13 protein-coding genes are annotated in these 12,414 nt (G+C 69.3%); 10 read left to right on the top strand and 3 right to left on the bottom strand.

Annotation, left to right across the window (positions count from 1 at the left end):
- Window positions 1-4 precede the first annotated feature (4 nt).
- On the top strand, window positions 5-1,027 hold the full coding sequence (locus FOB47_RS04435; RefSeq protein WP_244959289.1) for a LysR family transcriptional regulator: 1,023 nt from the start codon (window positions 5-7) through the stop codon (window positions 1,025-1,027).
- Between the two features lie 37 nt (window positions 1,028-1,064).
- Here the strand turns inward: FOB47_RS04435 and FOB47_RS04430 are convergent, their stop codons facing one another.
- Window positions 1,065-1,313 (bottom strand): RNA recognition motif domain-containing protein, encoded by a 249-nt coding sequence (locus tag FOB47_RS04430; RefSeq protein WP_174780078.1) that lies wholly within the window; start codon window positions 1,311-1,313, stop codon window positions 1,065-1,067.
- On the opposite strand from FOB47_RS04430, the gene FOB47_RS04425 reads away from it, so the two are divergent.
- The 3 genes from FOB47_RS04425 to FOB47_RS04415 all read left to right on the top strand — a co-directional run bounded on the left by FOB47_RS04425 (window position 1,312) and on the right by FOB47_RS04415 (window position 4,248).
- Entirely contained in the window at window positions 1,312-1,482 is a 171-nt protein-coding gene (locus FOB47_RS04425; protein WP_174780077.1) for a hypothetical protein, read from the top strand. The genes FOB47_RS04430 and FOB47_RS04425 overlap by 2 nt on opposite strands.
- Before the next feature lie 103 nt (window positions 1,483-1,585).
- A complete protein-coding gene (locus FOB47_RS04420) occupies window positions 1,586-3,154 on the top strand; it encodes a DASS family sodium-coupled anion symporter (protein WP_174780076.1) in 1,569 nt (522 codons plus the stop codon).
- A 44-nt stretch (window positions 3,155-3,198) separates the two neighbouring features.
- Window positions 3,199-4,248 (top strand): Ldh family oxidoreductase, encoded by a 1,050-nt coding sequence (locus tag FOB47_RS04415; RefSeq protein ID WP_174780075.1) that lies wholly within the window; start codon window positions 3,199-3,201, stop codon window positions 4,246-4,248.
- Window positions 4,249-4,285: 37 nt separating this feature from the next.
- On the opposite strand, the gene FOB47_RS04410 is transcribed toward FOB47_RS04415, so the two are convergent.
- Window positions 4,286-5,428, bottom strand: a complete 1,143-nt coding sequence (locus FOB47_RS04410) for a CaiB/BaiF CoA transferase family protein (protein WP_174780074.1) — start codon at window positions 5,426-5,428, stop codon at window positions 4,286-4,288.
- A gap of 110 nt (window positions 5,429-5,538) precedes the next feature.
- On the opposite strand from FOB47_RS04410, the gene FOB47_RS04405 reads away from it, so the two are divergent.
- Window positions 5,539-6,210, top strand: coding sequence for a nitroreductase (locus FOB47_RS04405; RefSeq protein ID WP_053824074.1), 672 nt, complete (start codon window positions 5,539-5,541; stop codon window positions 6,208-6,210).
- 34 nt (window positions 6,211-6,244) lie between these two features.
- On the opposite strand, the gene FOB47_RS04400 is transcribed toward FOB47_RS04405, so the two are convergent.
- Window positions 6,245-7,204 carry a LysR substrate-binding domain-containing protein gene (locus FOB47_RS04400; RefSeq protein WP_174780073.1) on the bottom strand — a complete coding sequence of 320 codons (960 nt, stop codon included), beginning with the start codon at window positions 7,202-7,204 and terminating at the stop codon, window positions 6,245-6,247.
- A 304-nt stretch (window positions 7,205-7,508) separates the two neighbouring features.
- On the opposite strand from FOB47_RS04400, the gene FOB47_RS04395 reads away from it, so the two are divergent.
- The 5 genes from FOB47_RS04395 to FOB47_RS04375 all read left to right on the top strand — a co-directional run bounded on the left by FOB47_RS04395 (window position 7,509) and on the right by FOB47_RS04375 (window position 12,374).
- Window positions 7,509-8,549 carry a Bug family tripartite tricarboxylate transporter substrate binding protein gene (locus FOB47_RS04395; protein WP_226994952.1) on the top strand — a complete coding sequence of 347 codons (1,041 nt, stop codon included), beginning with the start codon at window positions 7,509-7,511 and terminating at the stop codon, window positions 8,547-8,549.
- Window positions 8,550-8,630: 81 nt separating this feature from the next.
- Window positions 8,631-10,223 (top strand): gamma-glutamyltransferase family protein, encoded by a 1,593-nt coding sequence (locus tag FOB47_RS04390; RefSeq protein ID WP_174780072.1) that lies wholly within the window; start codon window positions 8,631-8,633, stop codon window positions 10,221-10,223.
- 81 nt (window positions 10,224-10,304) lie between these two features.
- Window positions 10,305-11,234 (top strand): LysR family transcriptional regulator, encoded by a 930-nt coding sequence (locus FOB47_RS04385; protein WP_053824653.1) that lies wholly within the window; start codon window positions 10,305-10,307, stop codon window positions 11,232-11,234.
- A gap of 180 nt (window positions 11,235-11,414) precedes the next feature.
- Entirely contained in the window at window positions 11,415-11,858 is a 444-nt protein-coding gene (locus FOB47_RS04380; RefSeq protein ID WP_174780071.1) for a LysR family transcriptional regulator, read from the top strand.
- 171 nt (window positions 11,859-12,029) lie between these two features.
- Entirely contained in the window at window positions 12,030-12,374 is a 345-nt protein-coding gene (locus tag FOB47_RS04375; RefSeq protein ID WP_174780070.1) for a Zn-ribbon domain-containing OB-fold protein, read from the top strand.
- Window positions 12,375-12,414 lie beyond the last annotated feature (40 nt).

Genomic DNA, 12,414 nt, shown 5'->3' with positions numbered 1-12,414 from the left:
AATAATGATGAAGCTGACCATCGACGACCTGCGCTTCGTGCTGGCGCTGGACCGGCTCGGCAGCCTCGCCGCGCTGGCGCGCGAGGAAAACGTGACGCCGCCGGCCGTGACCAAGCGGCTCGGCCAGCTGGAAGCGCGCCTTGGCATCCGGCTCGCGCTGCGCACCACGCGCCGGCTGCACCTGACCCACGAGGGCCTTCTGCTGGCGCAGCACGCCACCGGCGTGCTCGAACACATGCAGACCATCGAGGAGGCGCTGCGGCAGCGCAGCCAGGCGGTGGCGGGCAAGCTGAAGGTGCATGGGCCGCTCGGCTTCGGACGGCGCTATCTCGGACCGCTGCTGGCGCAGTTCCAGGATGCGCACCCCAACCTCGAAGTGCAGCTGTACCTGTCGGACAACCTGATGCTGCCGCGCCAGCCCGTCCATGGCCGCGATGCCTTCGACGTGCTGGTCAGCATCGGCGCCATCCCGGATTCACGGTGGGTCGCGCACCGGATCGCACCGAACCGCCGCCTCCTGTGCGCCGCGCCCGAGTACCTGGCGAAGGCGCCGCCGCTGACGCGTCCCGCCGACCTGGTGCACCACGCCTGCCTGGTGCTGCGCGAGAACGACGAGGACGTGACGCTATGGCGCTTCGCCGGCCGCGACGGCAAGGACGCGGCCAAGGGCAGTGGCACGGGCGGCAAGGGCGGCGAGAAGCGCGGCGGCAGCGGCGTCAGTGCGGGCAGTGCACGCGAACACACGGTGCGGGTGCGTCCGGCGATGGAGAGCAATGACGGAGACGTCGTTCATCAGTGGTGCCTGGCCGGCAAGGGCATCATGGCGCGGTCCGAGTGGGATGTGGCCGACGGTCTCGCCTCGGGCAGGCTTGTCGCGCTGTTGCCGGGCTACCGGCTGCCCGACGCGGACGTGATGGCGCTGGTGCCGCAATCGCGCGTAGCGTCGATGCGCACGCGGCTGTTCGTCGAGATGTTGCGCAAGGCGTTTGGACCGCGGCCGCCCTGGCGCAGCGATCGGCGCGCCTGATACACCGGCGTGCGGACGAGCGCGCGCTGCACAAGACTCAATCGCTGCTCTGGTGCGCGACCAGATGCAGCCGCATCACGCCGCCGTCGAAGTACTGTCCGTCGAACTGGCGCAGCAGCCCGAGGGCCGCAAAGAAATCCATGTCGAAGTCCAGCCAGGCCCATGGCTGCTCCGGGTCGCCATCGCGCATGATTTCCACCGAGCGCACCGGCGCATACGGCGTGAACTTGTCGCGCAACCGCTGTTCGGTGATATCGCGGCGCAGGCCGCGAATCAGCACCTGCATGTCGGTCTCCTGGGGTATGACGCGCGGCCTGCATGCCGCCGAGGCGGTGCAAGGTGGGCCGGGCCACGAGACCACTATAGCCGTTCGCCGGCGGTTGCGGATCGCAGCACGGCAGACATCGGCCCTGCATCCGCCGCTGGCACGCATCGCCTTTGATCTGGCGCAATGACCGTCACCGCTGTGCTCGACAACCGCCACAACGCGGGCCGATAATCGTCCCACCTCGTGCCGGCGGCCCTGCACGGCCGCTGCCGTCATCCAAGGAAACGGCAATGTCCGATCTGCGCAGCAACGCGTCGCCCACGAATTCCACGCGGTCCGCACCGGCGACACCGGCAGCACCGGCGACACCAAATTCGGCGACGAGCCCCGCGAGCTCCGCCACTGCGAGCAAGCGACCGCCGTGGGGACTGTTCGTCGCGGTGCTGGTGCTGATCGGCGTGCTGTCGCTGCCTGCCCCGCCCGACCTGCCCTTGGCTGGACACCGCATGCTCGCGATCCTCGCCTTCGCCGTCGTCGTATGGATCAGCGAGGCGGTGTCCTACGAGACCAGCGCAATCATGATCACCTCGCTGATGGCCGCGCTGATCGGCTTCGCGCCCACGGTCGACGACCCCGATACGCTTTACGGCACCTCGCGCGCGCTCGGCATGGCGCTCGCTGGTTTCGCCAATACGGCGCTGGCGCTGGTCGCCGCCGCGCTGTTCATCTCCGCGGCGATGACGGTCACCGGACTGGACCGCCGCATCGCGCTGGTCACACTGTCGGCGATCGGCACCAGCACGCGCCGCATCCTGGTCGGCACCATCGCGGTCACGATCGCGCTGTCGCTGGTGGTGCCGAGCGCCACCGCCCGCAGCGCCTGCGTGGTGCCGATCATGATGGGGATCATCGCGGCCTTCGGCGTCGACAAGCGCTCCAATATCGCGGCCGGCATCATGATCACCGTGGCGCAGGCCACCAGCATCTGGAACGTCGGCATCCAGACGGCGGCGGCGCAGAACCTGCTGGCGGTCGGCTTCATGGACAAACTGCTGGGCGAGCGCGTGACCTGGCTCCAATGGCTGATCGCCGGCGCGCCGTGGGCGCTGGCGATGTCGGTGGTGCTGTATCTGCTGGTGCGCTGGCTGCTGCCGCCGGAGACCGAGGCAATTCCCGGCGGCAAGGAGGCCGTGCAGCGCGAGCTGGCAGGACTGGGGCCGATGAGCGGCCCGCAGAAGCGCCTCGCCGCGGTATCGATCGGGCTGCTGCTGGCGTGGGCCACCGAGGGCAAGCTGCACGGCTTCGACACCGCCACCGTGACCTTCGTCGGCCTCGTGGCCCTGATGCTGCCTCGCCTCGGCGTGATGGACTGGAAGACGATGCAGCAACGCACGCCATGGGGCACGCTGATCGTGTTCGGCGTCGGCATCAGCCTGGGCACCGCGCTGCTGACCACGCAGGCCGGGCAATGGCTGGGCAAGTTCGTGGTCGCCAATTCGGGCCTGGCGACGCAGGGTCCGATCGCGGTGTTCGCGATCCTCGCCGCCTTCCTGATCGTGATCCACCTCGGCTTTGCCAGCGCCACGGCGCTGACGGCGGCGATGCTGCCGATCCTGATCTCGGTGCTGCAGACGCTGCCGGGCGACATCGACAAGGTCGGCATCACGATGCTGCTCGGCTTCACGATGAGCTTCGGCTTCATCCTGCCGATCAATGCGCCGCAGAACATGGTGTGCCTGAGCACCGATACCTTCAACGGCCGCCAGTTCGCGCGCATCGGCATTCCGGTCACGCTGGTCGGTTACGCGATGATGCTGCTGTTCGCGGCAACCTACTGGCGCTGGCTCGGCTGGATCTGAGGACGGATCCACGGACCAGCGCCTCGCAATACGAGGAGTCCGACATGAAGATCACCCTGCAGGACGCGCATCGGCTGGCGCGGGACATTCTGGTGGCACTGAACGTGCCCGACGATATCGCCGACGACGTCGCCGAGCATCTGGTCGAGTCCGACCGCTGCGGCTATGCCAGCCACGGGCTGTCGATGCTGCCGCAGTATCGCGCCTCTGTCGAAGGCGGCAGCGTCAATCCCTCGGGCCGCGCCAGCTGCGCGATGGACCGGGGCACGTTGGTGGTGTTCGACGGCAACGGCGGCTTCGGCCAGCACGTCGGCAAGTGCGTGATGCAGGCCGCCATCGAACGCACACGCGCGCATGGCCATTGCATCTTCACGCTGCGGCACTCGCACCATCTGGGCCGCATGGGCTATTACGGCGAGATGGCGGCGCAGGCGCGCATGGTGCTGCTCAGCTTCACCAATGTCATCAACCGGCCGCCGGCCGTCGCGCCCTATGGCGGCCGGGTTGCGCGGCTGACGACCAATCCGCTCTGTTTCGCCGGGCCGATGCCGAACGGGCGCCCGCCGCTGGTGATGGACATCGCCACCAGCGCCATCGCGATCAACAAGGCCCGCGTGCTGTCCGAAAAAGGCGAGCCGGCCCCGGAGCGCAGCGTCATCGATGCGAGCGGCGCGCCGACCACCGACGCCGGCGCGATCTTCGCCGATCCGCCCGGCGCGCTGCTGCCCTTCGGCGGCCACAAGGGTTACGCGCTCGGCGTGGTCGCCGAACTGCTGGCCGGCGTGCTGTCGGGCGGCGGCACCATTCAGCCGAACAATCCGCGCGGCGGCGTGGCCACCAACAACATGTTCGCGGTGCTGATCGATCCGCAGCTCGATCTGGGCCTGCAATGGCAGAGCACCGAGGTCGAATCGTTCATCCGCTATCTGCACGAGACACCGCCCGCGCCGGGCTTCGACCGCGTGCAGTACCCGGGCGAGTACGAGGCCGACCACCGCGCCCGCACCGGCGACGAACTGGACGTCAATCCCGCGATCTGGCGCAATCTGGCCAGGGTGGCCGGCGATCTCGGGGTGGCGCTGCCGGGCCAGTGAGGCCGGTCGCCGGCAGAGGCTCGCCGGCCTGGCTGGATCAGATCACGCCGTCGCCCTTCAGCGCGGCAATCTCTTGCGCCGCGAAGCCCCAGTCGCGCAGCACCGCCTCGGTGTCGGCACCGGGCGGCGACGCGGGGGTGGGCCTGTCCGCCGCCGTGCGCGAAAAGCGCGGCGCCGGCGCCGGATGGATGACGCCATCGATCTCGACGAAGGTGTCGCGCGCGCGGTTGTGCGCGTGGACCTGGGCCTCGTCCCAGTCGAGTACCGGCGCGAAACACGCATCGCTGCCCTCCATCAGCGCGCACCACTGGTCGCGCGTGCGCGTGCGGAACACCTCGGCCAGCCGTTGCTTCAGTTGCGGCCAGTCGCGCGGATCGCCCTGCTTCGCAAAGGCCGGGTCCTCGATGCCGCACAGCTCGATCAGCTGGCGATAGAACTGCGGCTCGAGCGCGCCGATCGCGACATGCTTGCCGTCCGCGCAGGCATAGGTGCCGTAGTACGGGGCGCCGCCGTCGAGCAGGTTTTCGCCGCGCCGGTTGCTCCAGCGCCCGGCAGCCTTGAAGCCGTACATCATGGCCGACAGCAGCGCGGCGCCATCGGTCATCGCGGCATCGACCACCTGCCCCTTGCCGCTGCGCTGGCTCTCCAGCACCGCGCAGACGACGCCGAAGGCCAGCATCATCGCGCCGCCGCCGAAGTCGCCGATGTAGTTCAACGGCACGACCGGCGGTTCGTCGGGCAGGCCGATCGCATGCAGCGCGCCGGTGATCGCGATGTAGTTGATGTCGTGTCCCGCTGCCTGCGCCAGCGGTCCGTGCTGCCCCCAGCCTGTCATGCGGCCATAGACCAGCCTCGCATTGCGCGCCAGGCAGACGTCCGGACCGAGACCCAGCCGCTCCATCACGCCGGGCCGGAAGCCCTCGATCAGCACGTCGGCCTGTTCGATCAGGCGCAGCACCGTCTCGGCAGCGCCCTGTCGCTTCAGGTCGATCGCCAGCGAGCGGCGGCCGCGCGCGGTCACGTCGAAGCGGACGTCTTCGGGCAGCACGCCCGCACCGCGATCGGGCCGGTCGATGCGAATCACCTCGGCGCCCATATCGGCCAGCATCATCGCGCAGAACGGCCCCGGCCCGAGGCCGACCATCTCCACCACCTTCAGTCCATGCAGCGGACCCGCCATGCCTGTCTCCCGTTGTCGTGGTATCGTCGGACGCCAACTTACCATGCCATGCCCGGCGCCGCGCGCCGTTGCAGCGGACTGCCCCGGCCAGCCGGGTACGAGAGGAGACCATGAACGTCAGCGAAGCCATTGCCACGCGCCGCTCGATCCGCGGCTTTCTCGACAAGCCGGTGCCGCCGCAGCTGATCCGCGAGATCGTCGAGAAGGCCGCGCGCGCCCCGTCCGGTGGCAATCTGCAGCCCTGGCATATCCAGGTCGTCGGCGGCGCGCCGCTGGACGAGCTCAAGGCCATCATGCGCCAGCGCGTGGTCGATGAACCGAAGGGCGAGCCCGCCGAATACCACATCTATCCGCCGGAGCTGGTGTCGCCCTATCGCGAGCGGCGCTTCCAGGTCGGCGAGGACCTGTACGGCCATCTCGGCATCCCGCGCGAGGACAAGGCCGCGCGCCGCCAGCAGTTCGCGCGCAACTTCCAGTTCTTTGGCGCTCCGCTGGCGCTGTTCTGCACCGTGGACCGCCGCATGGGTCCGCCGCAATGGTCGGACCTCGGCATGTATCTGCAGAACGTGATGCTGCTGCTGCGCGAGGCGGGCCTGGACAGCTGCCCGCAGGAATGCTGGGCGATGTATCCGGAAACGATGCGCCGCTTCCTCGGAACGCCGCCCGAACGCATGCTGTTCACCGGCATGGCGATCGGCTACGCCGACCCCGACGCCCCGGCCAATCGGCTGGTGGCGCAGCGGGCGCCGGTCGAGGAATTTGCGCAGTTCATCGGGGTCTGAGTCGGCATCCGAGTCGTGGCCCGAGCGGCCGTATCTACGCGAACTGCGCCGCCTGCTGCGCCGGCGCGTCGGCATGCTGGCCGGCCTGCTCGCCCGCCAGCATGCGCCATAGCGCGTGCAAGGTCGGATTGGCGCTATGTGCCGACCGATAGGCGCAGATCTGCAGCGGCGAGCACCAGCTGTCGTCACCGGCCGGTACCAGCGTGCCCGCCGCCAGCGCCTGCGCGGCGGTGCTGCGCGGCAACCAGGCCACGCCGTGCCCTTCGCTGGCCATCTTCAGCAGCAGCATCGCCATATCGGCTTCGTAGCAGCGAACCAGCCGGCGATGGACCTGCTTGCGCTCCAGAATCGACTCGACCACGCGGCCCAGCGTGGTGTTGGCGGTGTAGGCAAGAAGCGGCGTCGGCTTCGACGCCTTCCCGCTCGCTTCGGCCAGCGAAAACATCGGCCCGCCGCGCGAGGTCGGCACCGACACCGGCATCAGCAGATCGCTGCCCACCGTCAGGCTGCGGAAGCGCTCGCTGTCCAGCGACACCGGCACGCGCGGATGGTTGTAGCCCAGCATCAGATCGCAATGGCCCTCGGACAACGCCACCACGGCGTCCAGCACGTTGGCGGCTACCACGCGCGCATGGAAGGTGCCCGCTCGCTGCCGGCACTGCCTTAGCCAGTCCGGAAGGAACGTCAGCGACAAGGTATGGCCGGCCGCGATTTCGATCGCCTTGCCCGGCATCGTGGCCTCGCGCCGCAGCGCCGCGCGCGCTTCGAGCAGCCGCTCGCAGGCGTCGCGTGCCGTCGCGCAGAATGCCGCGCCCGCCCGCGTCAACGCCAGCGGATAGGTATTGCGGTCGACCAGCTCTGCCCCGGCCCACTCCTCGAGCGAGCGAATCCGGCGCGACAGCGCCGACTGGGTGATATGGCGCAATTCCGCGCCGCGCGAAAAGCTGCGCGTGCGCTCCAGCACGAGCAGGTCCTCGATCCACTTCAACTGCATGGTCATCTTCCGTCAGATGCGTGCCGACTCGTCGCCAGGGATGGCGGTGCGGTCCGGCTGGCGGTTATTCCGTTTCCGCATGGCGCCATGGCCAATCCGCATTCGCTGACGCACGGACCGTGCCTAGAATCGGCCATTCCCATCAGCGCAGTCCGCGGCCCGGCCGCGGACGCGGCATGACAGGCGCCCGGAGCCGCGCGACAAGCGGACCGCGCCAGATTCGCCATTCCGGCCTATCCCCGGCAACGTCGCCATGGCGGCGCGCCGTGGAGCCGGCCATCACGGAGCCGTCGACATCATGGTCATGCAATTGCTTCACCCCGCGCGCACCGCAACGGCGCATCCGCGCACCATCCTGAACACCGCGCGCCGCAAGGCGCTGCGGCTCGCCGCCGTCGCGGCAGTGGCAACGGCCGCGGCCGCCGCCGCACCCGCCGCGCTCGCCGAATATCCGGAACGTCCGATCCAGCTGGTGCTGTCTTTCCCGCCCGCGGGCGCGACCGATGTGCTGGCGCGCGCGGTCGGCCAACGCCTGTCTCAGCAATTGCAGCAACCGGTGGTGGTCGAGAACCGGCCGGGCGCAGGCGGCGCGATCGGCCTCGCCTATGCCGCCAAGGCGGCGCCCGATGGCTATACGCTGTACCTGGCTGCCGTCAGCAATGCGGCGATCGCCGCCGCTACCTATTCGAGCCAGCCCGCCGACCTCGCCAGGGATTTCGTGCCGATCGCCGGCATCGGCAACGTGCCGCATATCCTGGTGGTGCCCGCGACGTTGCCGGTCAAGACCGTGCCGGACCTGGTCAGGTATCTGCAAGGCGCGCCCGGCAGGTACAACTTCGCCTCGCAGGGCAACGGCACGCTGTCGCATCTGGAGTCCGAGCTGTTCCGGCTGCGCACGGGCGTCGATGTAGTGCACGTGCCGTACAAGGGGAGTTCGTTCGCGCTGCCCGATCTGATGGCTGGCCGCTCGGCCATGATGTTCGACAGCATTCCGGCCGCGCTGCCGCACGTCAAATCCGGCAAGCTGAGGCTGTTGGCGGTCGCTTCGGAGCGCCGCGTCGGCTCGCTGCCGGAAGCGCCGACCATGGCGGAGGCCGGCATCCGCGACTTCGGCGTCAATAACCTGTTCGGCCTGGTGGCGCCCAAGGGCACGCCGCCCGCCGTGGTGCAGAAGCTGGCGGCCGCCACCAGGGCCGCTCTGGCGATGCCCGACCTGGTGCAATCGCTCGAAGCGCAGGGCGTGCAGCTGCAATTCACGCCGAGCGACGCCTTCGCTCGGATGATCGGCGAGGAAATGCGGACCTGGAGCAAGGTCGCGCAGGCGGCAAAGGTCAGGATCGACTGACGCCCGAACGCCGCACGCCGCCGCGGGCGCTCGGGCAAATGCCCCCGCGCCCGTTCCTCGATCGCTTCCATTGCACATCCGATGACTTCCTTCCTGAACTTCCCCTACCGCTCGCAGCGCGTTCCCGTGCTGGCCGACAACGTGGTGGCCACCTCGCAGCCGCTGGCGGCGGCCGCCGGACTACGCATGCTCGCCCGCGGCGGCAACGCCGTCGATGCCGCGCTGGCCACCGCGATCGCGCTGACCGTGGTCGAGCCCTGCATGAACGGCATCGGCGGCGACGCCTTTGCGCTGATCTGGGACGGCAACAAGCTGCATGGCCTGAACGCATCGGGCCGCGCGCCGCGGGCGTGGACGCCCGAGTCCTTTTCCCGCTACGACGCGATGCCGTTCAAGGGCTGGGACAGCGTGACGGTGCCCGGCGTGGTGTCCGGCTGGCGCACCGCCTGGGACAAGTTCGGCTCGTTGCCGTTCGAAGACCTGTTCGAGCCGGCGCTCGAGTACGCGCGCAACGGCTTCGTGGTCTCGCCCACCGTGCACCGCCAATGGCAGTCGCAGATCCCGGTGCTGGAAAGCCAGCCGGGCTTTGCCGACGCGTTCGCGCCGCGCGGCCGCGCGCCGCTGCCGGGAGAACGCTTCGTCTGCCCCGGCCAGGCCGACACGCTCGAGCGCATCGCCCGCAGCGGCGGCGACGACTTCTATCACGGCGAACTGGCCGCGCGCATCGCCGCGCATGCGCGCGCCACCGGCGGCCGCATCGATGAAGCCGATCTCGCCGCGCATCGGACCGACTGGGTCGAGCCGATCCAGATGCGCTACCGCGATCTGACGCTGCACGAGATCGGTCCGAACGGACAGGGCATCGGTGCGTTGATGGCGCTGGGCATGCTCGACCGGTGGGACGTGGCGGCGGGCGACGCCGATTCGGCGCGCACCATGCACCTGCAGATCGAAGCGATGAAACTGGCCTTCGCGGATCTGCACGCCTATGTGGCGGATGCCGACGCGATGCGCACGGTCACCGCGCGCGACCTGCTCGATCCCGGCTATCTGAGCGAACGCGCCCGCGCCATCGACCCCGCCAGGGCGCGCTATCCGGGCCCCGGCAAGCCGCACAACGGCGGCACCGTCTATCTGACCGCCGCCGATCAGAGCGGCTTGATGGTGTCGTTCATCCAGTCCAACTTCAAGGGCTTCGGCTCTGGCGTGGTGGTACCGGGTACCGGCATCGCGCTGCACAACCGCGGCTGGGGCTTCACGCTGCAGCCCGGACATCCGAACCAGGTCGCACCCGGCAAGCGCCCCTTCCATACGATCATTCCGGGCTTCCTGATGCGCCAGGGCGCGCCGCTGGCTGCGTTCGGCGTGATGGGCGGCTCGATGCAGGCGCAGGGCCACGTGCAGATGACCAGCCGGCTGGCGGACTTCCACCAGAACCCGCAGGTCGCCTGCGACGCGCCGCGCTGGCGGGTCATGGACGACAACGCGGGCGTCGCGGTGGAGGCGCACTGCCCGGCGGAAACGGTGCAGGCCCTGCGTGCGATGGGCCATGCGGTTCAGGTCGCGCCGGCCGACAGCCTCGAGTTTGGCGGCGCACAGATGGCGATGCGGCTGCCACAGGGGTATGCCGCGGCGTCGGATCATCGGAAGGACGGTTATCCGCTGGGATTCTAGGGCGCAGCGCGACGGGCCTGCCCGCCTTGGGTAACCCGTCGGCGCTATGATGGCGGCACTCTAAACCATCGGTTGCCGATCATGGACAAGGCCCGCGTTCTTACCCTGTTTATCGGCGTGGTGCGCGCCGGCAGCTTCCGCCGCGCGGCGGTCGAGGCCGGCGTCACGCCGCAGGCGGTCAGCAAGGCGGTGCGGACGCTCGAAGCGGAACTTGGCGTGCGCCTGCTGCACCGGACCACGCGCAAGCTGAGCCTGACGACCGAGGGCGCGCGGCTGTTCGAGCTGGCGGCGCCGGGCATGCGGCAGCTCGACGAGGCACTGGAGCAGATCCGCAGCAGCAGGAGCGAGGATGACGGCACGATCCGGCTGACTGCACCGCCATCGCTGGGCAGCCGCGTGCTGGTGCCGCTGATGCACGGCTTTCGCGAACGGTATCCGGGCATCGTGTTCGACGTGGTGCTCAGCGACCTCTTCACCGACCTGGTCGAAGCCCGCATCGATGTCGGCTTTCGCGTCGGCACCAGTCCGGGACAGAACCTGGTGGCGCGGCGGCTATGCGATGTGCCGTTGATCATCTGCGCATCGCCCGATTACCTCGCGCGTCACGGCGAACCGGCCACGCCCGAGGCGCTGCTGCAACACCGGTGCACCGGCTTTCGTCGCGCCTCGACCGGGCGCATGGTGCCATGGGAACTGCAGGTGGACGGCAATCTGGTCTACCAGGAGGTGCCCGCGGTCGCCAGCTTCAACGACCTGGACACCGAGGTCGAAGCGGTGCGCGCCGGCATCGGCATCGGCCAGCTGCTCGCCTACATGGTCCACGACGATCTGGTCGATGGCCGTCTCAAGCCGATCCTGACCGACTACACCAGCAGCAACGTCGGCCTCTACATGTATTTCCCCCATCGCACGCAAATGCCGGCGCGCGTCCGCCGTTTCATCGATTTCGTGGTCGAGGCGAGCCGCGGCGCGGAGCAGTCGCTCTCCAGGCTGGTCGGGCTGGCCTCCTGACGTTTCGCGCCAACTGCCAACTTCTGGTTGCTTCTGAGACGGCATTGGTCGCCCTAGTGCCACTGTCGCCGCCCTCCTACATTGGTCTCAACGGCGGCTGCATCGCCCCCCACACCGGGGAACGCGCCGCAGCCACCGCCCAGAGCGAAACGATTCAGACCAATCATCAGGAGCGACATCATGATTTCCCAATTCACCCGCATCTTCGTCCCCGCCGCCGTCTCGCTGGCGATCGGCCTTTCGCTGCACGGCGCGCACGCCGCGCCGATCGACAGCGCCCCGGCCGGCACCGCGGCGCGCATGCACGACGTGTTCTCGGAAGGGCTGCGCCAGGGCTCGTTCAATCCGTTCACGGAGGGCGCCCGCGGCAATGTTTCCGCCGCCATCGTGAGCGCGCGCGCCCATGACGTCTTCAGCGAAGGGCTGCGCGATGGCCGCTTCGACCCCTACTCCGAAGGTGCGCGTGGCGCGGCCGCCGGCGCGCTGGTGGCAGGCCTGGACCGCGGCGGCGTGTCCGCCCCGCCCGCACGGCAGTTCGATCCGTACTCGGACGGCGCCCGCACCGTCGACGGCGATCCGCGCGCACGCGGCGCGGCGCTGACGGGCGTACCGGCCCGGGTGTAACGGCGCTCGCCGGCCCCTCCGGCTCGCCGGCCTCAACGCTACGGCAATCCCTGCCCCTGCCCGGCGCTTTCGCTTGATATTTTCTCAAGCGAAAGCGCCGGAAATATCGTTTGTCGGGTCCGGCGCGGGCGACAACCATTACGCCAAGGCCAACCATCACAGGAGACAACCGTGTCGGACCCGCTCTGGACTACGGAACCCATCCCCCATCTGCTTGCCTCGCGCGAGCGCGCCACCGGCGAATGGATCTTTCCCGCGATGCCGGACCACTCGCCGCTTGCCGCCGCCCACGACCCGGTCGCCATCGCCGGCACCGGCGTGGTCTACAGCTTCACGATCATCCATCCGGCGCCGAAGACCGGGCTGGCGCCCTATGCGGTCGGCTATGTGGACTTCACCGGTCCGGTGCGGCTGTTCGGAAGGCTGACCGGCAACGAGCGTCCGGCCATCGGCGACCGCTATGAGCCGCGCCGCGATGCCGAACTCGGCTACGTCTTCGAGGCCGTCCGGCCCTGACCCGGCCGCGACCGCCACCGCAACCGCAAACGCAAACGCA

It is taken from the genome of Cupriavidus gilardii, from assembly GCF_013347325.1.
GTDB classification, from domain to species: domain Bacteria; phylum Pseudomonadota; class Gammaproteobacteria; order Burkholderiales; family Burkholderiaceae; genus Cupriavidus; species Cupriavidus gilardii.
Note: the sequence above shows the minus strand (reverse complement) of the source record. Positions and strands in the feature narration are given on the sequence as shown.